Below are 22,779 nucleotides of genomic sequence, written 5' to 3'. Positions count from 1 at the left end.
CACACGTATCTGGAGGAACGCACTTGTGACGTACGCTACATCGCTCCTGACCAGCGAACATTGGCCAAAACCCCGGATCGTGCGTTAGCTTAGGGGAGCCTTACCTAATCGCCCCCCCGGAGGTCCACCGGCCATGTACGTCTGCGTCTGCCACGCCGTCACCGAAGACGTGGTGCGGGAGCACGTGGCGGCCGGAGCCTGTTCGGCCAAGGAGGTCCGGGCGGCGTGCGGCATGCGGCCGGGCTGCGGTTCGTGTGTCAACCGCATCTGCGCGATGCTCCAGGAGAGCATGGCCGGGCCGGCGCCGACGGAGGCCGTCGAAGCGGCCGCCTGACCCCCGGTCGCGGACACGGCGAGGCATTGCCCGCGCTTTGCCTTGCCCGTGTCACGATTGGGTGACATGGAAGGCGACACCGACGTCATCAACCTGCTCAACGAGCAGCTGACGGCCGAGCTCACCGCGATCAACCAGTACTTCCTGCACGCCAAGATGCAGGAGCACTGGGGGTACACCGCGCTGGCCGAGCACACCAGGGCCGAGTCGTTCGATGAGATGCGGCACGCGGAGACCCTCACCGACCGCCTGCTCATGCTGTCGGCACTGCCGAACTACCAGCGGATCAACCCGCTGCGCATCGGCCAGACGGTGCCCGAACAGATCCGCTCCGACCTGGCCATCGAGATGGAGGCCGTCGGACGCCTGCGGCCCGGCATCGAACTGATGCGCTCCCGCGGCGACGTGACCTCGGCGCGCATCTTCGAACACATCCTCGAGGACGAAGAGGAGCACGTCGACTACCTGGAGACCGAGCTGGAGCTGCTGGAGGCGCTCGGCGAACAGCTCTACCTCCAGCGCTACGCCGAACCCCGCAGCGCGAACGACGACTGACCCGGAGCGGTGGGACGGCGCCTCAGCCCTGCTCGCCACGCCCATAGGGTGCTCCCGCCCACTCAGCGCCGCCGCGCGCCCGCGGAGAAATACCGGGCCACCGGCACGACGGCGAAGGGACTGACGACGACGGCGGACAGGATGCCGAGCCAGAAGTACGTTCTCGAGAGACCGGGCCACATGCTCATGGAGTGAAGGAGCTCTATCCCGTCGGCACCGTCGAAGCCGTTGTAGAGCCGCACGGCGGTGATCATGCCGAAGACCTGCGGCCCGGCCGCGAACAGCAGGACGAGGAAGAGCTCGATCACGTACGGTCGCACCGGGGGGTTGCCCCCGGCCCGGCCCCGCCTGCGGAAGGCCAGGCCGCCGACCGCCGTGAAGAACACGACCGCCGAGACCGCGATGAGCAGGCCGCTGGCGAAGACCGCCGCCAGATACTTTCGCGCGTTGTAGGACGAGACATGCGCGGTCCCGAAACGGAGCCCGCAATAGAGGCCCGCCACCACGCCGAGGACGCTCAGTCCGACGAGGCAGAACGGAATCCAGGACCCGAAGAGAAGATCGCCCGCGGACCGGCCTCTGGTCTTCGGCGGCGTTGCCCCGGCGGCGGAGATCGGCCGGGTGGCCGGAGTGGCGTTGGCCTCCGGCCGGCGGGCGGTGGCCAGGGCACCGTCCATCCGGGCGGCGGCACCGGCCTGGACAACAGGGGCGTCGTCGCCGGCCGTGAGCACGGCGGCCCGCATCTCGGCCGCGTCGGCGTACCGGTCCTCAGGGCGTTTGGCCAGTGCCCTCAGAACGACGGCGTCCCAGCCGGGCGGGAGATCGGGGCGCCGGGCGGACGGCGGCCGGGGCGTCTGGCGAATGTGCTGCAACAGCACGGCCGTGGGCGTCTCCGCGGTGAACGGCGGGTCCCCGGTGAGCAGTTCGTACAGCAGGCAGCCGACCGCGTACACGTCCGACTTCGCGGTCGCGGCGTGGCCCTCGGCCTGCTCGGGCGACATGTACAGGGGTGTGCCGACCATCCAGCCGGTCGCGGTGAGGCGGGTGGCGGCGTCGGCGATGAGCTTGGCGATGCCGAAGTCCAGGATCTTCACACGGGGCCGGAAGCCGTCCAGGTCGACCATCACGTTGGCGGGCTTGATGTCCCGGTGCACGATGCCCTTGCCGTGGCTGTGGTCCAGCGCGTCGAGAACGTCACCGATGATCGCGCAAACCTGGTCCAGGGGCAGGGGCCCGGCCGCGATCGCCTCGTCGAGGGGGCGGCCGTCGAGGTACTCCATCACCAGATAGGGCACCGGCTCACCGCCGGAGGTGTCCTCCCCGATGTCGTGCATGACCGTGATGGATGCGTGGCTGAGCGCGGCGGCGGTGCGTCCCTCACGACGAAACCGTTCCTGGAAGCCCGGCTGCCGGAGCAGTTCGGCCGGGAGCAGTTTGACGGCGACCGTACGTCCCAGCTCGCGGTCGAGACCCTTGTGCACGACGCCCATGCCGCCGCGCCCCAGCGCTTCGTGCAGTTCGTACCTGCCCGCCAGTACCCGCACAGACTCCCCCGCGATCAGCTCCCCGACGCTGGGCTCAAGATATGGGGTTCCAGCGACAAATGGGCGAGAAATTACCCTTAGTGCCTTCGGGAAATCCATTCTTCGAGGTGGGAGTACCGCGCGGAACGCGTCCGTGCCGAAGATCTCCGCCTCTCTCACGGCCACGTCTCCTCGGGGGAACTCGATCGCAGGTTCGGGGAAAAGCGGGTGAAGCGCACACCGCGTACGGCCGGATCCCCGGCTGCGAGAGACAGGAGCCGTATGACTGTGTCGACCCGACACGGCGCGAGCGACGCCGCTGTCATCGAGGGGTCCTGGCGGGAGCCCGGGGTGTTCGCCGCGCTGTATGAGCGGCATGCGGCCCACATCAGCCGTTACGTCGCCCGCAGGCTGGGTGACGATCTCGCCGATGACGTCACCGCCGAGACGTTCTATCGGGCGTTCGAGAAACGCCGGCACTACGACCTCGGGCGACCGGACGCCCGGCCGTGGTTGTACGGGATCGCCGCCAACGTCATGGCCCAGTATCACCGCAGGGAGACCCGGATGCTGCGGGCGTTCGCCCGCAGCGGTGCCGACCCGGTGGCCCAGACCTACGGCCAGTGGGAGGACGCCGACGACCGGGTGGTGGCGAGTGGGATGCACCAGTCGCTCGCGGCGGCCCTGGCGGGTCTCAGCCGGGCGCATCGGGAGGTTCTGCTGCTGATCGCCTGGGCCGATCTGTCCTATGAGGAGACGGCCCAGGCTCTGGGCACCTCCGTGGGAACGGTGCGGTCACGGCTGCACCGCGCGCGGCGGAAGATCCGTGCCGCGCTCGGCGACGGGAACCCCATGTTGGTCACAGAGGAAAGCTGAGGTACCGGCAGTGAACGATCTCGATCTGGTGCGTACGATGCGTGCCGATGCCCCGATCCCGTCCCCGCAGCGTCTGGACACCGGCCGGGAGCGGCTGCTCGCGGCCATCGACTCCCGGCCCGCAGCACCACGGACGGGCACCCGGCGCGGGTTCGTCCGGTGGACGGCCCTCGCGGGAGGCCTCGCCGCCGCCGCCGGGGCCGTCGTCTTCGCGGTCTCCGGCGGCTCCACGCCCGCGACCCCACCCGTGAGGCGCTCCCCGTCCTCCTCCCCGCTGTCCACGCGGCAGGTGTTGCTGGCGGCGGCGACCACCGCGGAGCGGCAGCCCGCCGCCGACGGCGCGTACTGGCATGTCAGCACGCTTCGGGAGGTGCACTTCACCAAGGAGATCGATGAGAGCTGGTACGGCAAGGACGGCTACTACTGGGGAGGGGTGTTGATCCTGAACGGCCGTGACGAGGCGGGCAAGCCGGGAACGGTCTACCGGAGCAAGAAGAAGTCGCCGCGTGCCTTCGAGGTGGCGGACCACATGTTCACCCTCGCCCAGGTCAGGAACCTGCCCACCACCGCGAAAGGCATCGAGAAGTGGGCGAACGGCGTCGCACGGTCCGTATCCCCCTCCTGGCGCCGGCAGGACATCGACTTCTACACCGACGACCTGCTCATCGAGCTGCTTGCCGAGGCGCCGGCCACGCCGAAGACCCGGGCGGCGGCCTTCCGCGCGCTGGCCGGACGGCCGAAGGTCAAGAGCGCCGGCCTGGCCGAGGACGAGCAGGGACGGTTGGGGTACGCGCTCATCATCGGCGGCACTCGATACCTGATCGACCCGTCCCGCGCGATGCTCCTCTCCCAGAGCACGACTGTGGGACCGAAGCACGCGGCGATCACCTACCTGAAGGTGGGCTGGACCAACGAGACCCCCCACCCGCCCACCCGTCCCTGATCGCGTGACGTGCCTGGTCTGCGGGCAGGCGCTACGCCGGACCCCGCGCCTCGGGCGGCCGGCCGAGGTGACTTTCCGCCAGCGGGCGCGGCGCGCAGGCCAGCCAGGCGTCGGTGATCGCCTCGGCCAGCTCCTCCTCGCCCACGCGCCGGAGTTGGATGAGGACGGTGGCGTGCCCGTCGAAGTGCGGGATCGTGAAGAAGGACTCCGGGTGGGCGGCCAGCACGGCCTCCTTCTCACCGAGATCCTCGACCCGGACGGCCAGGATCGGGCCGTCCGGCGGGGTGGCGTCCCCGAACCGCTTGAGGTCGGCCTTGCGGAACGGGCGTTCCCAGGCGAAACCCTTGCCCCTGACCAGCCACGTGCGGTTGCCGTAGCGCGTGCCCTCGGTCACCTCGGGCAGCGCCGAGGCGATCCGCTCCGCGTCCTCCAGGCTCGCCACCTCAGTGGCCCCGGGCGATCCACTCGTCGAGGTGCGGCGCCTCGTCGCCGATCGTCGTGGTGTCACCGTGGCCGGTCCGTACGACGGTGTCCGGCGGGAGGGTCAGCAGGCGGTCGCGGATCGAGCCGACGATGACGCCGAAGTCGGAGTAGGACCGGCCGGTCGCGCCCGGGCCGCCGTTGAACAGCGTGTCGCCGGTGAACACCGTGCCCAGGTCCGGGGCGTACAGGCAGACCGCGCCCGGGGCGTGGCCCGGCGTGTGCAGGACGCGCAGGGTCGTGCCGGCCACGGTCAGCTCGTCCCCGTCCGCGAGTGCGCGGTCCGGGTCGCGGTCGGGGTAGGTCATCCGCCACAGCACCATGTCGTCCGGGTGCAGCAGGATCGGCGCGCCCGTGCGGTCGGCCAGCTCGGCCGCAGCGTCGATGTGGTCGTCGTGGGCGTGGGTGGACACGATCGCGGTCAGGCGGCGGTCGCCGACCGCGGCGGCGATCGCGTCGGCGTCGTGCGCGGCGTCGATGACGAGCACCTCGCGGTCGTCGCCGACCAGCCACACGTTGTTGTCGACGTCCCAGGTGCCCCCGTCGAGGCTGAACGTCCCGGAGGTGACGAGATGACCGATCACAGTGCCTTCCGTTCACTCCGCGCGTTCGGCCGGTGCTCTGGCATCAGGTGGCTCACCGATGCCTCACGAACGTCGCTCACAGTGCCTTCCGTTCACTCCGCGCGTTCGGCCGGTGCTCTGGCATCAGGTGGCTCACCGATGCCTCACGAACGTCGCTCACAGGTTCACCACCGAACGCAGGACCTCGCCGCGCTCCATCTTGCCGAACGCCTCCTCGACCTCGTCCAGGCCGATGGTCTCGGAGACGAAGCCGTCGAGGTCGAGCCGGCCCTGGAGGTACAGGTCGACCAGCATCGGGAAGTCGCGGGAGGGCAGGCAGTCGCCGTACCAGGAGGACTTCAGCGACCCGCCGCGGCCGAACACCTCGAGCAGCGGGAGTTCGATCTTCATGTCCGGGGTGGGCACGCCGACGAGGACGACCGTGCCGGCCAGGTCGCGGGCGTAGAACGCCTGCTCGTACGTCTCGGGCCGGCCGATGGCCTCGACCACGACGTCGGCGCCGTGGCCGCCGGTCAGCTCGCGGATCGCCTCGACCGGGTCGGTCTCGCGGGAGTTCACCGTGTCGGTGGCGCCGAAGCCGCGGGCCCACTCCAGCTTCCGGTCGTCGATGTCGACGGCGATGATCTTCGCGGCGCCGGCCAGGCGCGCCCCGGCGATCGCGGCGTCGCCGACACCGCCGCAGCCGATGACCGCGACCGAGTCGCCTCGCGTCACGCCGCCGGTGTTGATCGCCGCCCCGAGGCCGGCCATGACGCCGCAGCCCAGCAGCCCGGCGGCGGCGGGCGAGGCGGCCGGGTTCACCTTGGTGCACTGGCCCGCGTGCACGAGGGTCTTCTCGGCGAACGCGCCGATGCCCAGGGCTGGCGAGAGCTCGGTGCCGTCGGCCAGCGTCATCTTCTGGGCGGCGTTGTGCGTCGCGAAGCAGTACCAGGGACGCCCGCGCAGGCAGGCGCGGCACTGCCCGCAGACCGCGCGCCAGTTGAGGATGACGAAGTCGCCCGGCGCGACGTCGGTGACGCCGTCACCGACCGCCTCGACCACACCGGCGGCCTCGTGGCCGAGCAGGAACGGGAACTCGTCGTTGATGCCGCCCTCGCGATAGTGCAGGTCGGTGTGGCACACGCCGCAGGACTGGACCTGAACGAGCGCCTCGCCGGGGCCCGGATCGGGCACGACGATCGTCTCGATGGCGACCTGCGCGCCCTTGGAACGCGCGACGACCCCTCGTACCTCGTGCGGCATCGATCAACACCCTTCGTCGGCCGGACACGGCATACGAGAACTATCACATCGCCTCAGAGGCGGTGCCGCTCCGCGGAGACGAGCGCGTCACGGGCGACGTGCAGCACCCAGAAGCCGCCCTTGGGCAGCCGGGGATCCTCCGGCACGGGAGCGCCGAGCGTCTCGCAGGCGCGCTCGATCAGCTCGGGCACCAGCTCGCCGTGCGTGCAGACGAGCGCGGCGGCGCCCTCCCCGATGATCTGGGCGAACCGGCCGCCCGCCTCCTTCGAGGCGGCCATCGGCGTGCCCACCGAGAACGCCCAGTCGGTGCGGATGTCGGCGCTCATCCGCGCGGCGTACGGCAGCACGGTCTCCATGCAGCGGGCGGTCGCGGAGCTGAACACCCGGGTCTGGCCGTACCCGGCCAGCGTCTCGGCCAGCGCCGCGGCCTCGGCGCGACCGCGCTCGTCGAGCGGCCGCAGCACGTCGTCGCCGTCCCACTCGTGCTTGTCGCCGGCCGAGGTGTGCCGCAGCACGATGTACGGCGTGGTCCGGTTGGGTCCTGCGGCGAACTCACGCAGCAGGTCGGCGTCGTGCTCGTAGCTCAGCCGCCGCTCGGCCTCGGGCACCGGCAGCCACTCGACCCGGTCGATCTCCTCGTTCGGGCGGAAGTCGCCACCGTTGCCGGTGGCCGCCCAGTAGTCGACGCGCTTGGACCGGCTCTCCTTCACGTACTCGCGGGCGGGCAGGCGGCGGCCCAGGACGGGCCAGACGCCGCTCTCCTCCCACACCTCGCGTACGGCCGTGCGGAGCATGTGCTCGCCGTCCTTGGCCTTGCCCTTGGGGAAGGACCAGTCGTCGTACTTGGGGCGGTGGACCAGCGCGACCTCGGGACCGTTCCGTCCGGGCCGCCACAGGACGGCGCCCGCCGCCCGGATCTGGTCGGGGCCATCACCCATCGACGGTCCTCCATCGCCGCGTCCGCATGAGGTGGGTCTGAATGTGCGTGGAGCCGCCGTGCCGGGTCCAGTTGCCCTCTTCGTCCAGCAGCCAGCACTGGGTGTCCATGCCCATCGCCAGGTCGAAGCGGCCCAGCAGGTCCGCGCAGTGGTTCCGGTCGGTGACGCGTACGAGCACCTCGACGCGGCGGTCCAGGTTGCGGTGCATGAGGTCGGCGCTGCCGATCCACACCTCCGCCTCGCCGCCGTTCTCGAAGGCGTACAGGCGCGAGTGCTCCAGGAAGCGGCCGAGGATGCTGCGGACCTGGATCGTCTCCGACAGCCCGTGCACGCCCGGCCGCAGGGCGCAGATGCCGCGCACCCAGATGTCGATCGGCACGCCCGCCTGCGACGCCCGGTACAGCGCGTCGATGATCACTTCGTCCACGAGGGAGTTGCACTTGAAGCGGATGTGCGCCGGGCGGCCCCGCAGCTGGCTGTCGATCTCCCGCTCGATGCGGCTCACCAGCCCGGCGCGGAGGGAGTCCGGCGCGACCAGGAGCCGGCGGTACTCGGTGTCACGCGTGTAGCCGGTGAGGTGGTTGAACAGGTCCGTGACGTCCTCACCCACCTGCGGGTCGGCGGTCAGCAGGCCGTAGTCCTCGTAGACGCGGGCGGTCTTGGGGTTGTAGTTGCCGGTGCCGATGTGGCAGTAGCGGCGCAGCGTGCCGTCGGACTCCTCGCGGACGACGAGGGCCAGCTTGCAGTGCGTCTTGAGGCCGACGAAGCCGTAGACGACGTGGCAGCCGGCCTGCTCCAGCTTGCGGGCCCAGGTGATGTTGGCGCGCTCGTCGAACCGCGCCTTGATCTCCACCACCACGACGACCTGCTTGCCCGCCTCGGCCGCGTCGATGAGCGCGTCGATGATCGGTGAGTCGCCGCTCGTCCGGTAGAGCGTCTGCTTGATCGCCAGCACCTGCGGGTCGGCGGCGGCGTCCTCGATGAGCCGTTCGACGCTCGTCGTGAAGGAGTCGTACGGGTGGTGCACGAGCACGTCGTGATCGCGCAGCGTGGCGAAGATGTCGGTGTCGTGCGGGAGCGCCGCCTCCGAGGGCACGAACGGCGGGTACTTCAGCTCGCTGCGGTCCAGGTCGGCGATCGCGCCGAGGCCGCCGAGGTCGAGCGGGCCGGGCACCCGGTAGACCGAGCTCTCGTCCAGGCCGAGCTCGGTGGTCAGCAGTTCGAGCACCTCCGGCGTGATCGACTCCTCGACCTCCAGCCGGACGACCGGGCCGAAGCGGCGGCGCAGCAGCTCGCGCTCCAGCGCCTGCAGGAGGTTCTCCGCGATGTCCTCGTCCACCTCCAGGTCCTGGTTGCGGGTGACGCGGAACGCGTGGTGTTCGAGGATCTCGGTGCCGGTGAACAGCTGCGGGAGGTTCTCCGCGATCACGTCCTCGAGCGGGACGAACCGCGACGGCGACGCCTCCAGGAACCTCGGCAACAGCGGCGGCACCTTGACCCGGGCGAAGAGCGTCTCCTCGGTCTCGGGGTCGCGGACCACGACGGCGAGGTTGAGCGACAGGCCGGAGATGTACGGGAAGGGGTGTGCCGGATCGACGACGAGCGGGGTGAGCACCGGATAGATCCGCCGCCGGAACAGGCGGTGGAGCTGTTCCTTCTCGGTGTCGGCCAGCTCGTCCCAGCGCAGGATCTCGATGCCCTCCTTGGCGAGGGCGGGCAGGATCTCGTCGTGGAAGCAGGCCGCGTGCCTGAGCATCAGCTCGTGGGCGACCTCGGAGGTCCGGGCGAGCACCTCGCGCGGCTGCCGGCCGCTCGCGGTCTGCACGGCGATCCCGGTGGCCATGCGCCGGGTCAGCCCGGCGACCCGGACCATGAAGAACTCGTCCAGGTTGCTGGCGAAGATCGACAGGAAGCGGACGCGTTCGAGCAGCGGAAGTTCCGGGTCTCCGGCCAGGTCCAGCACACGCTGGTTGAACCGCAGCCAGCTCTCCTCGCGATCAAGAAACCGGTCCTCGGGGAACTCACCCTCTACCTCGGAGAATTGTCCGGCTTCGACACTCATGACAGATATGCTCCCCGCCTAATGTGAACTTGAAGCCAACGGGGGCTTACCTTCCTGAGATCCGGACGCCCGATCGCTCAGGGCGAGATCGTGCGACTCCGGGGGCCCGCGCGCAGCACCTGTGAGGGCAGCGTGTGGCCCACCATCGTCTCCGCCCGGGCGGCGACGTCGATGAGCGCCTCCAGGTCGACGCCCGTGGCCACGCCCATGTCCTCCACCATGTGAACCAGTTCCTCGGACGCGATGTTCCCGGTCGCGCCGGGAGCGTACGGGCAGCCGCCCAGGCCGCCGACACTGGCGTCGAAGTCGGCCACGCCCAGCTGGAGCGCCGCGAGCACGTTCGCCAGGCCCGTGCCACGGGTGTTGTGGAAGTGCAGGTTGAGCGAGGTGTCGGGGTTGGCCATGCGGAACTCGCCGACCAGCCGGGTCACCCGCGGTGGGGTCGCCATGCCCGTCGTGTCGCCGAACGAGGCGCTGTCGGCGCCGTCGCGCACCGCCCGCGAGGCGGCGCCGACGACCCGCTCGACCGGCACGTCACCCTCGTACGGGCAGCCCCACGCGGTGGAGACGATCACCTGGCAGGTGGCGCCGCGGCCGTGCGCCAGGTCGATGATCTTGGCGATGTCGTCGAGCGACTCCTCGGTGGAGCGGTTGACGTTCTTGCGGTTGTGCGTGTCGGAGGCCGAGACCACGACCTCCAGCTCGGTGAAGCCCGCGTCCAGGGCGCGCTCGGCGCCACGGAGGTTCGGCACCAGGGCCGAGTAGCGTACGTCGCCGGCGCGCCGCACCCGGCTCCACACCTCGTCGGCGTCCGCCATCTGCGGGATCGCCTTCGGATGCACGAACGACACGGCCTCGATGCGGCCGACGCCGGTGTGCGACAGGGCGTCGATCAGCTCGACCTTGGCCTCGGTCGGCACCGGCTCCTCGTTCTGCAGACCATCGCGCGGCCCCACCTCACGCAACGAGATCCGATCGGGCAGGTCGGTCATGTGGCACCTCCTGCCGCCAATCTAGTGCGCTCACGCTCTCAGCGCCGATCACCCGCGAGGGCGAACCAGGCGCCCGCCGCCAGGCAGACCACCGCCGCGAGGAGCAGCGCGTACGCCGCCCCGTGCCCGAATACGGCGCCCATCGCGGCGACGCCGATGGTCGCCCCGGTCTGGCGTGCGGCGTTCAGCGTGCCGCCCGCCGCGCCGGCCGTGCCCTCCGGCGCGACGTCGAGGACGGCCGCGACCAGGGAGGGCAGCACGAACGAGACGCCGAACCCGGTCAGCAGCAGCCCGACGGCGAGCACCGCGTACCCGGCCCCGGCGGCGACCGCCCAGCCGAGCGCCGCACCGCCCAGCGTCAGCAGCGTCATCCCCGCCAGGATCGGCGGCCGCGGCCCGACCCGCGCGACGATCCGGCCGGTCACCGGCGGGTTCGCCACGAACGGCACGGTGAGCGGCAGGAAGGCCAGCCCGCTGACGGCCGCGCCGAGGTGCCGCTGTTCCTGGAGCAGCAGCGGCAGCACGAACAGGCTTCCGTTGAGCGCGAAGTTCACCGCCGCGCCGGCCGCCAGCCCGGCCCGCACCCCGCCCGCGCGCAGCAGCGCACGGTCGATCACCGGCGCGACGCTGCGCCGCTCCAGGACGGCGAACCCGGCCGCCGCGAGCACCGTGGCCGTCCCGGAGACGACGACGTGCGCCCAGGAGCGGGCGCCGGCGGCGATCAGCGCGTCGGTCAGCAGCGCGAGGACCGCGCAGGCGGCGAGCTGGGCCGCCCAGTCGACCCGCCGCCCGCCGCGCGGGCAGCGCACCGCGGGTCCCGCGACGAGCGCGAGCACGGCCAGCGCGATCGGCACGTTCACCAGGAAGATCGCACGCCAGCCCACGAGGTCGACCAGCACGCCGCCGGCGATCGGGCCCGCCGCGACCGCGGCGCCGCTGACCGACGCCCAGACCGCGACCGCACGGGTGCGCTCGGCCGGCACGGGGTAGAGCCGCGCGATCATCGCCATCGACGCGGGCACGCACGCCGCACCGGCGGCGCCGAGCAGCACCCGCAGCGCGATGAGGACGCCCAGCACCGGGGCGAACGCGGACAGCAGCGAGCCGAGCCCGAACACCGCGACCGCGACGCGGAACACCCGGTGCGCCCCGTACCGGTCGGCCACGGCCCCGGCCGACAGCAGGAGCGCGCCGAACACCACGGTGTAGCCGGTCGTCGCCCACTGCAGCCCGGACACCGAGGTGTGCAGCGAGGCGGCCAGGTCCGGCTCGGCCACCGACAGCACGGTCATGTCGAGCAGCACCATGAAGTAGCCGAGAGCGATGCCGAAGAGCGCGAGCCCGTGCCCGGCTCCGGCCCGTACGGGGAGTCTCAGAGTGGTCATGGGCCCCCACTGTCCGGGCCGGGCCTCGCGCGCTCCACCGGCCGGCCCGCACGCCCGTTCGGAATTTCCGAACGCCACCGCGCGGTTGCGATGGCCGTGGAGCTCCACCAGCTACGGACCTTCGAGGCCGTCGTACGTCACCGGACCGTCACCGACGCCGCCGTCGCGCTCGACCGGGCGCCCTCCAGCGTGTCCGCGCAGATCCGCGCCCTGGAGCGGTCGCTCGGGGTGTCCCTGTTCGAGCGGACCCCGGCGGGAATGCGGCCGACCGGGGCGGGCGAGCGGCTGCTGGTCTGGGCCCGCCGCCTCCTCGACCAGGCCGAACAGGCACGCGCCGAGGTGGCCGGGCGGCCCCGGCAGGTACGGCTCGGCGCGCTGGAGACCATCGCCGCCACGTACGTGCCGCGTGTGCTGGCCCGGCTCGCCGAGCGCCGCCCCGGCGTCGAGGTCGAGGTCCGCCCCGGTGTGAGCCGCGACGACCTGATGGCCGACGTCGGCGCGGGACGGCTGGAGGCGGCGCTGGTCCTGGACACCGGCGACGCCCTCGGCGGCCTGGGCTTCCCGGCGCCACCGGAGCCCCTGACCTTCCTCGACGTCGACGCGGTCCCGCTCGCCCTGGTCGCCGCCCCGGGCCACCCGCTGGCCGGCCGCGACGGCCTCACCCCGGCCGACCTGGCCGGTGAGCGCCTGCTCGTGGGGGACCCGAACTGCTCCTTCCGCCTGGCCGCGGACCGGGTGCTCGGCCCCGGGCCGGAGCGCGTCCCGGCGGGCGCGGTGCCGGTGATGCGCTCCTGGGCCGAGCACGGGCTCGGGGTGGCTCTGCTGCCGGAGTTCGGGGTGACCTCCGCCTGCGAGAGCGGCACCCTGGCCCGGCTCGACCTGCCGGCCCCCGCGCTGAGCCTGCGCCTGGTCTGGCGCGGCGACCGGGAGGACGTACCGGGCCTGCGCGACGTGCTCTACGCCGCCTGCGCCTGACGCTCAGGAGGGGGTGTTCTCCGCCGAGATCGCCTTGATGAGCCCCTCCTCGGTGAACCCGACCGTGAGGTTCCGGCCGTCCGGGAAGCGCCCCTGGATCACGTCGGGACCCTCCGCGATCCCGGCGCCGTAGTGCGCGATGAAACCGCGGACGACCCGGCGGGGGTCGGACGGGAAGACCTCGACGGCGGTCATCAGCAGGCGCGGGGCCGCGAGCGGGTCGTAGCCGGCGGCGGGCAGCTGCGGGTCGTCGATGTGGAAGTACGCCGAACCCTTGCCGTCGTTGATCCCCACGCTGTGGACGCCGTTGCCGCCGAGCAGGGCGCCGGCGGCGATGGCCATCGTGGTCGCGGCCTGGTGCGGCTGCGGGAAGCCGGAGAGCTCCAGGCGTCCGACCGTGAGTTCCGGGATGTCGTGGTCGCGGCCGTACTCGCGGATGGCCTCCAGCGGCGCGATGGCGGGATGGTCGTCACCGTAGTGCTGGTTGGCCCAGGACCACAGCCACGACTGGTCCAGGTGCGAGAAGCTGCCGAGCAGGGTGACGCCGTGGTACGTGCGGCCCCCGGTGGTCAGCGTCCGCTCGTCGACGTTGAAGTCGACGTGGTCGCCCTCCAGGGCCGCGTTCAGCACGTCCTGCCGGTGGATCGCCGCGGCCGAACCCTCGCTCGCGAACGCCTCGAACGCCGGGCTGTAGGCGCCCAGCCCGTCCGTCAGGTCTCGCCAGAACCTGGCCTGGTCCTGGTCGCCGTTCCGTTCGCAGAAGTCGGCGAGCGCGTCGGCCGCGCCGCGGTGCCCGAAATCCTCCACCGCCCTCCGGAACCACTTGGCGGACGACTCCCAGTCGGCCCGCCGCTTGAACACCACTCCGAGGCTGTGGGCGGCCTTCGGATGCCGGAGTTCCGCGGCCCGCTCCCAGGCCGCCGCCATCGCGGCCTCATCGCCCTGGTCACGCCGGACGTGTCCCAGGTTGTACGCGGCGCCGGCGTTGCCGCGTTCGGCCGCGCGCTCGTACCACTCGGCGGCCTTCTCCAGGTCGCCGTTGCCGTCGTTGTCATGGATCTTGCCGATGTTGAACGCGGCCTCGTGGGCGCCGAGTTCCCAGGCACGGTGGTAGACGTCCATGGCCTCGGGCATGGCACCCCGGTGCTCCAGGAGCACCCCCAGGTTGAGAGTGCCGCCCACGTGGCCGCCTTCGGCGGCCTGCCGGTACCACCGCTCGGCCTCCTCCAGGTCCTCCCGGCGTTCCGCGGAGTAGCCGGTCTCGAAAGCACCGGCGGGCACGCCCTGCTCGGCGGCGCGGCGGCACCACATCCGCCCACCGTCGTCGTCCCCGCGGTCGAACAGGCCGATGCCCAGGTCGTACGCGGCGACCGGGTGCCCGGCCTCGAACGCCTGCTGGAACAGGTCTTCGGCCTCCTCCCACACCCCCTCACGCTGGGCGGCCAGGGCGCGCTCACGCAATTCCACCGCGGCGGATGGGTACTGGGCATCGGTCATGCGGAGAGCCTCCAGAGGTGTCGAAGCGACGGACGGATCGGGTTCCCGATCACATCTACCGACGCGCCCGACCGTCATCGCGTTCCCTCGGCCCGTACGCCGCCGTGCACCTACGGCCTGTCCGAAACCCACGATGGTGGACCGTAGGATTCCCCCCATGTTCAAGGCGGGGGTCGGCTTCTACGCGCTCTTCGGCGTCGGCTGGTTGATGTTGGGCATCGGCCGTTTCGGCGGAGGTGTCGCGGCGGTGGGCCTGCCGCTCGGCCTGCTGGTCGCGCTGGGTCTGATGCTCACCGCGAAGCGTCGGTTGCCGGACGCGGCCGGTGGGCCACCGCCCGCGCGGCACCGGCGGCGCTTCGCGCAGGTCAACGCGGCGCAGTGGGTGCTGATCGCCGTCGTGGCCGTTGCCTGCGGCAGGACGGGCCGTCCCGGCCTGATCCCGCCGCTGGTCGCGCTGATCGTCGGCGCGCACTTCTTCCCGTTGGCCGGGGTCTTCGCCCAGCCGCGGATGCGCGTGCCCGGAGCATTGCTGATCGCGGCCGGCGTCGCGGGCCTGGCCGTGTGGATCGCGCACGGGTCCCAGGGTGTGGTCTCCACCGTCGTCGGGGTGGCCTGTGCGCTGACCTTGTGGGGCACCGCCGCCTGGACGGTCGCCTCGAGTGGGACGGTCCGCGCCTAGCGACGCCGGAGGACGTACGGCTGGATCATGCCGAGGCCGTGGGCGCGGCGGCGGGTGATGCGCGTCAGCTCGTACGCGGCGTCGTCGCGCAGTTCGGCGGCCAGGCCCGCGTCGACCAGCGCCGTGCCGGGGCGGGCCATCGTGGTCAGCCGGCTGGCGAGGTTCACCGTGGTGCCGAACACGTCGCCGCGCAGCGGCAGCACCGGGCCGTATGCCATGCCGACCCGCACGTCGGGGATGCCCTCGTCCTCGCGGACCGCCTCCGCGACGGCCAGGCCGATCTCGGCCCCGGTCCGTGCGGTGTCGGCGCTGAACAGGACCTCGTCGCCGAGGGTCTTCACGAGCCGCCCGCCGTGCTCGGCGACGACGTCCGAGGCCGTCTCCTCGAATCGCTCCACGAGCCGGGCCAGCTCGCGTTCGTCCAGGTCACGGCTCGTACGGGTGAACGCCACCAGGTCGGCGAACCCGACCGCCGCCCGCGTCTGAAGCTCCTCGGCGCCCCGCGCGGCGAGCAGCCGCGCGCCGGCGGCGGCGAGCTGCCGCCGCCAGGCGTGCGTGATCAGGGGTTCGAGCTCGGCGAGGTGGGTCTCGGCGTTGGCCGTGACGACCCGCAGGGTCTCCTGGTCCGGTGCTTCGAGCGGGTCGGTCATCGCCTCGACGAGGATGTCCACCTGCCACTTCGCGAGCCGCGCCATGGTCTGCCCGACGGCGCGGGCCATGCGGAGCTTGATCTCCTCGTCGACCACGCCGGTCGGCCGCAGCCCGGCGACCCCGGCGAGCGCGGCCACGTCACCCTCGGTGAAGGCGACCACGTCGTCGGGGACGTGCGGGAACCCCAGGGCGCGCCAGAGCCGCCGGGCGAAGTCCTCCGACACCCCGGCGGCCTGGATCGCGTCGAGACTGGTGTAGCGCAGCTCACCGCCGAGCAGCAGCTCCTCGAGCCGCCGCGGATCCGGCAAATCGCTCACGAGACCTCCTGCGTCGGAGGGGCGACCAGACGCGCGTGTTCATTGGTTCGCTCGCTCCGCTCGCTCACGTCGCCTTGGCGGCCGTCACGGGCGGACGCCGTCACCGTCCGTCAGCTCCTCGACGAGGCGGTAGAGCTGGTTCTGGGTGTACTCGACCCGCGGGATCTTCTTGAGAACCAGCTGGCCGTGCTCACCGCCGGACTCGACCGAGAGCGTGCCGGTGCCGAAGATCCGCTCGATCAGACTGTGCTCGAAGGACACGTCGTTCACGCGAGTCAGCGGGATGTCGCGGCCGGAGCGGGACAGGATGCCGTGACGCATCACGAACCGGCGGTTGGTCAGCGTGTAGGTGGTCGTGACCCAGCGCAGGAAGGGCAGGAAACCCACCACGATGATCGCCAAGACGCCGACGGCCGCGACGATCAGCCGGATGAGCGTCTGCGAGCCCCCGTCCGGGATAAAGAAGATGATCACCCCCGCCACGACGACCGAGACGATCGCCCAGAAGATCGTCGAGACGAGCGTCGACCAGTGAGGATGAAATTCGAGGATGATCCTTTCATCCTCGGTCAACGAATTCTTCGGAAGACCCATGGCGGATATCTTGACAGAAATCGCCTGGGCGGCGTGCCGCGATTACCACAGAAAGGAGCGGTCAGGTGGCGACGCGGATGATCAGGAACGTCACCGCGAACAGCCACACCGCCCCTCCGCCGATCGCGCCCGCGATCGCGGTGTCCACCGCGTACTCCTGCTCCTCGTGCGACGTGCGGTAGCGGATCCAGCCGTTCGCCGCGAGGTGGCCCAGCCAGGGCGCGAGCAGTGCCGGCAGCCCGGCGGCGAACCACCGCACCCGGCCCGCGTCGTGCAGGGCCATGCTCACCTCCAGCCCGACCAGCGTCAGGACCACCGCGACGGCGAACCCGAGCACGCCCATCCGGGCGTACCTGCCGGCGAGGGGATGGTCGACCGGCTGACGCACTCGCAGGCGCGCGTCGTTCAGCAGTTCTTCGGCGTCGGGCCCGCGCGCGATCCGCTCGGCCGGCTCGGGCAGCGGCCCGGCCGCGTGCGGGCCGAACCGGTTGGTCAGCTCACGCCAGACGCCGGCCGCCCGCTCCTCGAGAGCGTCGAGGTGCGCCCATTCCTGCTCGACCGAGGCGTACGTCGCGGTGCGCTCCTCCTCGGCCTCCGCCAGCCGCCGCCGGGCGTCGTCGGCGGCGTGCAGCAGCCGGCCCGCCTCGGCCGCCAGCTCCTTGTACGCCTGCCGCGCCGCCCGCGGATCGATCACCTCGTACTCCGTGCTCATGGGTCGCTCGCGCTCCTCACTCACTCCGCGGACGGCTCGTCCCTCACCGGCCGCTCCGCTCGCTCGTCACACTCGCTCCGTGCTCATGGGTCGCTCGCGCTCCTCACTCACTCCGCGGACGGCTCGTCCCTCACCGGCCGCTCCGCTCGCTCGTCACACTCGCTCCGTGCTCATGGGTCGCTCGCGCTCCTCACTCACCCTGGTCGCTCAGTACGGTGAACGGGATGATCGGCTGCGGAGCGCTGCCGGTGCGCTGGTCGTAGAAGAGCGCACGCCGCGCCCGCGGAGTCCAGCTCTGCAACTGACCGCCCGGCAGCGGCGTCAGCTCGCTGTCGCGTACGTCCAGGGCGACCCACGCGTCGATGGTGCGCACCGGGCCAGTGCGCTCCACGACGTCGGAGCGCAGGCGGTCGACCGTGCGCCACCAGCCGAGTACGTGCATCTGGCCGTCGGGCCCGTGTTCGGCCAGCCGCCGCACCGCGGTGCGCAGCGGCGCCGAGCGCGCGGTCGCCGCGTCCACCGCGAACAGCGCGTGGTACACCGGCACCGGCCGGTCGCCGGGCTCGGGCAGCTCGGCCACGACCTCCACCCGGTGCCCCTCGTCGGCGAGCCAGCGCGCCAGCCGCGCGACGCGCGGGTCCGGCTCGCCCTCGAACAGGGCGAACTCGGCCGACCCGGGCGCGTGCCCGCGGGCCAGCGAGATCACCGCCGACGACAGCACGTCGTACGCCTCGTCGGCACGGGTGCCGATCACCGCGAGGTTGCGGCCGGGGTTGCGGTCGAAGCGCACGGTGGCGGCGCTGCCGGCCAGGTCGATCAGCTGGCCGACGACGCCCTCGCCCGGCGGCCGCACCGGCACGCTCATCAGCTCCGGCACGTGGGCGCCGTCGAAGATGCGCGGCGGCGCGAGTTGCTCGGGCCGCTGCTGCCACAGCTCGCGCTGGAGCTTGTCGAACGTGCCCGGCGCCCCGGCGTCGGGCAGCCGGGCCACGCGGTTGGCCTGCCGCGCGCCCGACTCGGCGTTGACCACGGCGCAGAACCGCGCGACCTGCTGGGCGGCGGTGTTGTCGTCGGCGAGGATGCGCCGCGCCTTGGGCAGCGCGACGCGCAGCGTGAACTGCTCGAGGATCGCGCCGCGTCCCCAGAGGGACTGCACGCCGCCGACGTTCTGGCTGGCGAGGACGAGGTGGATGCCCTGCGACCGGCCCCGGCGTGCGAGGTCGTTGAGGAGGTACAGCGACTCTTCGGTGATGCGGTCCTTCTGCTGGATCAGCACCTGGAACTCGTCGATCACGGCGACGATGCGCGGCCAGTGCCCGTCGGGGTCGGCGGCGCGCAGCTCCTCGATCTTGGTGACCTCGTACTCGCGTGCGGCGGCGCCGCGGCGTTCGAGCTCGTGGCCGAGGAAGCGCAGCAGCGCCAGGCCGAACTCGCGGTCCTGGTTGATGTTCACGCCGATGAGCCGGGCGTGCGGCAGCCACGTCTTGTCGGTGCGCCCGCTCGCCAGGCGCGCGAACGACACGCCCTCCTTGAAGTCGAGGAGATAGAACTCCAGCTCGTCGGGGCTGTAGCGGGCGGCCAGCGAGCCGATCAGGGCGTACAGGAAGTTGGTCTTGCCCGAGCCCGGCGGCCCGCCGACCAGCGCGTGCACCGGATCGTCGCCGAGCAGCACCTCGACCGCCTCGTACCGGTCGACGTCCTCGCCGATCGGCGCGCGGACGCCCGGCGCCGACGACTCCTCCCACACCCGCGGCGGCAGCAGCTCGGCGAAGCGCGGCGGGTCGCGCTCGATGCCGACCCACCGGGCGGCGCGCTCGCACACCGCGCGGACCAGGTCGGGCGGCGGCGGCTCGACGGTGACGTCCAGCTGCCCGGTCATCGACGTCCGCACCGTGCCGTCCGTGCCGACCTCGATCGTCTCCAGGCCGGGTGCGTGCTCCAGCGTGACGTCGCGGCAGATCACGTGGATGCCGCAGGCCGCGCCGGCGTGCATCACGCTCTCCAGGTGGGCGATCTCGTCGTCGCGCAGGCCGCGCACCGGGGCCTGCACGATCACCACCCGCCAGGGCTCCGGCCGCCGGCCGTCACGCGTGGCGGGAAGCTCGGCGAGCGAGGAGTGCCCACCGCCCAGGACGTCGCGCTGGATCCGCCGGATCTCGCGGTCGAGCGAGCTCAGCAGGTCCTTCAGCTCCTCCACGCCGTACACCGTGAGCAGGCCGGGCCGGGACAGCGCGTGGAAGCCGCCGAGACCGGCGCCCAGGCGGCGCGGGTCGTACAGGCTGATCCGCACGGTGCCGGGCCGCGTCGTCGCGACGATGCGCACCAGCAGGGAGTCCACGACGGCGTCGGCGGCGGCCATGTCGTCGCCGACGACGCGCAGGTGACCGGCGTCCAGCAGCGGCACCAGCGCGGGGATCCGCCCGTCGATCGACCCGACGCGGTAGAGGCACGGCCCGTCGTCGCTCGGCTCCGGCTCGGACGGCCACCGGGTCCACGGGGCCGAGGCCGCGCCGGGGGCGACCTCGCCGGCGTAGCGCCGCCAGCGTTCGAGGATCGTCTCGGTCTCCGGGCCGCTCGTCGCGGCGGCCTCGGCGCGGGCGCGTTCGACCGCGGCCTCGGACCCGGCGATCGTCTCGTCGAGGTCGTTCCTGCGCGCGCGGATCGTCGCGCGTGCCTGCCGGACGTCCTGCCGTACCGCGGCGAGGAGCTCAGCGGGCTTCAATGTCATTTTGGGGTTCCCGGGACGTGCACGCGCGTCGGTGGTCTCAAAGCCCGTCGGAGTACTTGTTGGCCTCTTCCACGGCCGCGGCGATCTGCGCCTGGCACTCGCCGATGCTCTCCACCGCCTGCCCCAACGCCCCCAGCGAGCCCTCCAGCGCGTCGTGCTCGCTGCCCTGCGCCACGGCCACCAGGAACTGCAGTGCGGCCTCGGCCCGGCCACCGGCCTCGACGAGCAGTTGCACGGCCTGCTCCGCCTCTTCGCCGGCCTGGGCGATGGCGCCCTTGACCTCCGCAACACTGGCCATGCAAGAACCTCCGGGGGGACGGATTACTCACTCATTAAACCGGTGGGCAAGGGGCCGGTCCAGTTGGCGTCAACTACCGGACATGTACGACATCTCCCGCATTAAGAAGATGCTCCCCATCGTCCGCGCGGACCACCAGACGGCCGGCCTCCTCGACGTCGACGGCCTCACCGATGAGCGTCGAACCATCGGGCAGCTCGACCCGCACCCGCCGGCCCAGCGTGGCGCACATCGCCCGGTACGCCTCGCGCAGCGGCGCCTCCCCGCCCGTACGCAGCTCCTCGTGGCGGGCCTCCAGCGCGCGCAGGATCGCCCGGAGCAGCGGATCGCGGTCGGCGGGCGCCTCCTCGATGGCCAGCGAGGTCGCGGTCGGGACCGGCAGCTCGTCCGCGCGGAGGCTGACGTTCAGCCCGATGCCGACGACCACCCCGGTCTCCACCCGCTGGGCCAGGATGCCGGCCAGCTTGCGATCGCCGATCAACACGTCGTTGGGCCACTTGAGCGCGGCTTCGGCCATCCGCCCACGGCCGGCGCCCTCGACCTCGGCGAACCCCCGCAGCGCCGACACGACCGCGATCCCGGCCACCAGCGGCAGCCAGCCCAGCCGCGTGACGGACTCCTCCTGCGGGAGCAGGACGGAGAACGCCAGACCCGACCTCGGCGGCGCCGACCACGTGCGGCCCATCCGGCCGCGTCCCGACGTCTGTGCCTCGGCGACCAGCACCAGGCCCGGCTCGGCGCCCTCACGGGCCAGGTCCGCCAGGTCGACGTTGGTCGAGCCGGTCTCCTCCACCACGCGGATCTCGCGCCAGAGCCCGCCGGGCCGGACGAGCGCGTGGTTCAGCGCCCGGGCGTTCAGTGGCGGCCGGTCAAGATCGGTGTACGGGGAGTCACTCACGGCAGAAACCCTAGAGGACCTCAGCGCGGTTCCTTGCCCGAGACACCGACGCCGAACTCGAACTCGCGGTAGACGCGGGCCCAGAACCCCTCACGCAGCCAGTCGCGCGCCTCCTTGTACGGCCGCAGCGAGTAGCCGAGCTCCTTCTCCCCCTCGATCAGCAGCTCCTTGTCGATGACCGTGGGCAGCATCTTGCCGGGCAGCAGGTCACGGATGTTGTCGCGGCCGCGCGTGAGGATCCACTTGTGCGCGATGTGCTCGCCGATCTCCTCCATCTGCTGGCGCGACGGGCCGAGCTTGGCGACCGAGCCGGTCTGGGCGACCTGCTGGCGCACGGAGGCCGGCGTCGGCACCGGCCGGGGCGGGCGGCCGCCGAACACGGCGGTGGGCGACGGGATCGGGGGCGCCGCGGGCGTCTCCTCGGTCTCCTCACGCGTGGTGTCGAGCTCGAAGTAGGGCTTGACGAACTCGGCGTCGACGATGTCGACGGTGTCGGACTCCCAGATCAGGCGCTCGGCCTGGTTGGTGCCGTACGGCGGCTCGACGCCCCACAGGTGGATGCGGACGCCGTAGGTCTGCGCCGCCTCCACCGCGGGCACCATGTCCTCGTCGCCGGCGATGAGGATCGCGTCGGTGACCGCGCCGTGCCGGGCGAGCGTCTCCAGGTCCTCGCGGATCTGGGCGTCCACGCCCTTCTGCTGGTTGTGCTTGTTGAGGTTGCCCAGGCGGAGCTTGACCCGCGGCAGCGGCGCGACGACCCGCTGGTCGATCGTGGGCACCCGGTCGCGCGCGGCGTCGAACCAGTAGACGCGCAGCAACTCTCCGCGCATGCAGGCGGCGGCGCGCTCCTCCAGCGCCTTGATGAGCCCTTCGGCGTTCACCCGGTAGGACCGCCGGGAGGAGATGCCGAACAGCAGGTCACCCGCCGCGGCGTAGAGGTATCCGACATCGACGAGGATGGCGAAACGCGGAAGCGGCGAGAGGTGAGGCACTGGTTCGCGAACAGTCATCACCCCTGACTCTAGGTTAAACAGAGCTCTCCGTCCCGGGTTGCTTCCTTTTACCGGTGCTACAACTGCTTGCGCATGTGCACCACGTGCCGGCCGTCCAGAGCTTCCCGTCCGGTCTCACGGTAACCCAGTGACTCGTACAGCCCGATGTTGGAGACCATCTTCTCGTTCGTGTAGAGCCGCAGCGCGGACAGCCCCAGCGACCGGGCACGGAACTCCGCGAACGCCATGAGCCGCCGCCCCAGGCCGCGTCCCTGGCGGTCGGGCCGCACCGCGACGTTCTCCACCAGCAGGACGTCGCCGTCCGTCTCCAGCACGATCAGCGCGTCCACCTCGCCGTTCTCCAGGACGTGGACGCGGCCCCGCTCGATGAGGTCGCCGTAGTCGGCGACCATCGGGAGCGGGACCACGCCGATCGACTCGGCCCACGGCTCGTAGGCCGTCCGTACGATCGTCTCCACCGCCGCGCGGTCGACGGCCTCGGCCCGCCTGATGCCCATGACGTC

The 22,779-nt window shown here is 72.0% G+C and carries 23 protein-coding genes; 6 read left to right on the top strand and 17 right to left on the bottom strand.

The annotated features are described in order from the left end of the window. Positions 1 to 133 precede the first annotated feature (133 nt). Together QSK37_RS25360 and bfr are read left to right on the top strand one after the other, a co-directional pair. On the top strand, positions 134 to 334 hold the full coding sequence (locus QSK37_RS25360; protein ID WP_285579315.1) for a (2Fe-2S)-binding protein: 201 nt from the start codon (positions 134 to 136) through the stop codon (positions 332 to 334). Between the two features lie 66 nt (positions 335 to 400). Further along, positions 401 to 889 carry a bacterioferritin gene (bfr, locus tag QSK37_RS25355; protein ID WP_285625569.1) on the top strand — a complete coding sequence of 163 codons (489 nt, stop codon included), beginning with the start codon at positions 401 to 403 and terminating at the stop codon, positions 887 to 889. 62 nt (positions 890 to 951) lie between these two features. On the opposite strand, the gene QSK37_RS25350 is transcribed toward bfr, so the two are convergent. Continuing rightward, complete coding sequence (locus tag QSK37_RS25350; protein WP_285625567.1) at positions 952 to 2,433, bottom strand: protein kinase domain-containing protein; 1,482 nt, start codon at positions 2,431 to 2,433, stop codon at positions 952 to 954. Positions 2,434 to 2,694: 261 nt separating this feature from the next. Here QSK37_RS25350 and QSK37_RS25345 point away from each other — a divergent pair, with 261 nt between their 5' ends. Both QSK37_RS25345 and QSK37_RS25340 read left to right on the top strand, forming a co-directional pair. Next, complete coding sequence (locus QSK37_RS25345; RefSeq protein WP_285625564.1) at positions 2,695 to 3,288, top strand: RNA polymerase sigma factor; 594 nt, start codon at positions 2,695 to 2,697, stop codon at positions 3,286 to 3,288. Between the two features lie 10 nt (positions 3,289 to 3,298). Beyond that, complete coding sequence (locus tag QSK37_RS25340; RefSeq protein WP_285625561.1) at positions 3,299 to 4,231, top strand: CU044_5270 family protein; 933 nt, start codon at positions 3,299 to 3,301, stop codon at positions 4,229 to 4,231. A 31-nt stretch (positions 4,232 to 4,262) separates the two neighbouring features. On the opposite strand, the gene QSK37_RS25335 is transcribed toward QSK37_RS25340, so the two are convergent. The 7 genes from QSK37_RS25335 to QSK37_RS25305 all read right to left on the bottom strand — a co-directional run bounded on the left by QSK37_RS25335 (position 4,263) and on the right by QSK37_RS25305 (position 11,914). After that, entirely contained in the window at positions 4,263 to 4,673 is a 411-nt protein-coding gene (locus tag QSK37_RS25335; RefSeq protein ID WP_285625559.1) for an MmcQ/YjbR family DNA-binding protein, read from the bottom strand. 1 nt (position 4,674) lies between these two features. Continuing rightward, positions 4,675 to 5,292 (bottom strand): MBL fold metallo-hydrolase, encoded by a 618-nt coding sequence (locus QSK37_RS25330; protein ID WP_285626164.1) that lies wholly within the window; start codon positions 5,290 to 5,292, stop codon positions 4,675 to 4,677. A gap of 159 nt (positions 5,293 to 5,451) precedes the next feature. Beyond that, complete coding sequence (locus QSK37_RS25325) at positions 5,452 to 6,537, bottom strand: S-(hydroxymethyl)mycothiol dehydrogenase (RefSeq protein ID WP_285625553.1); 1,086 nt, start codon at positions 6,535 to 6,537, stop codon at positions 5,452 to 5,454. A gap of 53 nt (positions 6,538 to 6,590) precedes the next feature. Continuing rightward, a complete protein-coding gene (locus QSK37_RS25320) occupies positions 6,591 to 7,475 on the bottom strand; it encodes an NUDIX hydrolase (protein ID WP_285625551.1) in 885 nt (294 codons plus the stop codon). Next, positions 7,468 to 9,537, bottom strand: a complete 2,070-nt coding sequence (locus tag QSK37_RS25315) for an RNA degradosome polyphosphate kinase (RefSeq protein ID WP_285625549.1) — start codon at positions 9,535 to 9,537, stop codon at positions 7,468 to 7,470. The genes QSK37_RS25320 and QSK37_RS25315 overlap by 8 nt, the downstream gene beginning before the upstream one ends. 77 nt (positions 9,538 to 9,614) lie before the next feature. Beyond that, complete coding sequence (locus QSK37_RS25310; protein WP_285579336.1) at positions 9,615 to 10,529, bottom strand: hydroxymethylglutaryl-CoA lyase; 915 nt, start codon at positions 10,527 to 10,529, stop codon at positions 9,615 to 9,617. Between the two features lie 38 nt (positions 10,530 to 10,567). Continuing rightward, complete coding sequence (locus QSK37_RS25305; protein ID WP_285625546.1) at positions 10,568 to 11,914, bottom strand: MFS transporter; 1,347 nt, start codon at positions 11,912 to 11,914, stop codon at positions 10,568 to 10,570. Positions 11,915 to 12,004: 90 nt separating this feature from the next. Between QSK37_RS25305 and QSK37_RS25300 the strand changes: the two genes are divergently transcribed. Next, positions 12,005 to 12,889 carry a LysR family transcriptional regulator gene (locus tag QSK37_RS25300; protein ID WP_285625543.1) on the top strand — a complete coding sequence of 295 codons (885 nt, stop codon included), beginning with the start codon at positions 12,005 to 12,007 and terminating at the stop codon, positions 12,887 to 12,889. A gap of 3 nt (positions 12,890 to 12,892) precedes the next feature. On the opposite strand, the gene QSK37_RS25295 is transcribed toward QSK37_RS25300, so the two are convergent. Continuing rightward, positions 12,893 to 14,386 (bottom strand): SEL1-like repeat protein, encoded by a 1,494-nt coding sequence (locus tag QSK37_RS25295; protein WP_285625540.1) that lies wholly within the window; start codon positions 14,384 to 14,386, stop codon positions 12,893 to 12,895. A 157-nt stretch (positions 14,387 to 14,543) separates the two neighbouring features. On the opposite strand from QSK37_RS25295, the gene QSK37_RS25290 reads away from it, so the two are divergent. Then, positions 14,544 to 15,065, top strand: a complete 522-nt coding sequence (locus QSK37_RS25290; protein WP_285625536.1) for a hypothetical protein — start codon at positions 14,544 to 14,546, stop codon at positions 15,063 to 15,065. Here the strand turns inward: QSK37_RS25290 and QSK37_RS25285 are convergent. The 8 genes from QSK37_RS25285 to QSK37_RS25250 form a co-directional block, all read right to left on the bottom strand. After that, positions 15,062 to 16,033, bottom strand: a complete 972-nt coding sequence (locus QSK37_RS25285) for an adenylate/guanylate cyclase domain-containing protein (protein ID WP_285625534.1) — start codon at positions 16,031 to 16,033, stop codon at positions 15,062 to 15,064. The two genes, QSK37_RS25290 and QSK37_RS25285, sit on opposite strands and share 4 nt — an antisense overlap. An 84-nt stretch (positions 16,034 to 16,117) precedes the next feature. After that, positions 16,118 to 16,606: a PH domain-containing protein gene (locus QSK37_RS25280; protein WP_285579346.1), complete on the bottom strand. Its 489-nt coding sequence runs from the start codon at positions 16,604 to 16,606 to the stop codon at positions 16,118 to 16,120. 82 nt (positions 16,607 to 16,688) lie between these two features. Beyond that, positions 16,689 to 17,339 (bottom strand): hypothetical protein, encoded by a 651-nt coding sequence (locus QSK37_RS25275; protein ID WP_285625532.1) that lies wholly within the window; start codon positions 17,337 to 17,339, stop codon positions 16,689 to 16,691. Positions 17,340 to 17,529: 190 nt separating this feature from the next. After that, the gene (locus QSK37_RS25270) at positions 17,530 to 20,067 is read right to left on the bottom strand and encodes an FtsK/SpoIIIE domain-containing protein (protein WP_285625529.1); all 2,538 of its coding nucleotides are present in this window, start codon (positions 20,065 to 20,067) and stop codon (positions 17,530 to 17,532) included. Positions 20,068 to 20,104: 37 nt separating this feature from the next. Further along, positions 20,105 to 20,365 (bottom strand): hypothetical protein, encoded by a 261-nt coding sequence (locus QSK37_RS25265; protein ID WP_285625526.1) that lies wholly within the window; start codon positions 20,363 to 20,365, stop codon positions 20,105 to 20,107. A 73-nt stretch (positions 20,366 to 20,438) separates the two neighbouring features. Further along, complete coding sequence (locus tag QSK37_RS25260; RefSeq protein WP_285625523.1) at positions 20,439 to 21,263, bottom strand: biotin--[acetyl-CoA-carboxylase] ligase; 825 nt, start codon at positions 21,261 to 21,263, stop codon at positions 20,439 to 20,441. A 20-nt stretch (positions 21,264 to 21,283) separates the two neighbouring features. Continuing rightward, complete coding sequence (locus QSK37_RS25255) at positions 21,284 to 22,273, bottom strand: NYN domain-containing protein (RefSeq protein ID WP_285625520.1); 990 nt, start codon at positions 22,271 to 22,273, stop codon at positions 21,284 to 21,286. Between the two features lie 59 nt (positions 22,274 to 22,332). Next, the gene (locus QSK37_RS25250) at positions 22,333 to 22,773 is read right to left on the bottom strand and encodes a GNAT family N-acetyltransferase (RefSeq protein ID WP_285579360.1); all 441 of its coding nucleotides are present in this window, start codon (positions 22,771 to 22,773) and stop codon (positions 22,333 to 22,335) included. Positions 22,774 to 22,779: the final 6 nt, after the last annotated feature.

This window comes from Actinoallomurus iriomotensis (assembly GCF_030269445.1).
Taxonomy (GTDB): Bacteria; Actinomycetota; Actinomycetes; order Streptosporangiales; family Streptosporangiaceae; genus Actinoallomurus; species Actinoallomurus iriomotensis.
The sequence above is the reverse complement of the archived record's forward strand: the minus strand, read 5'-3'. Positions and strand labels throughout refer to the sequence as shown.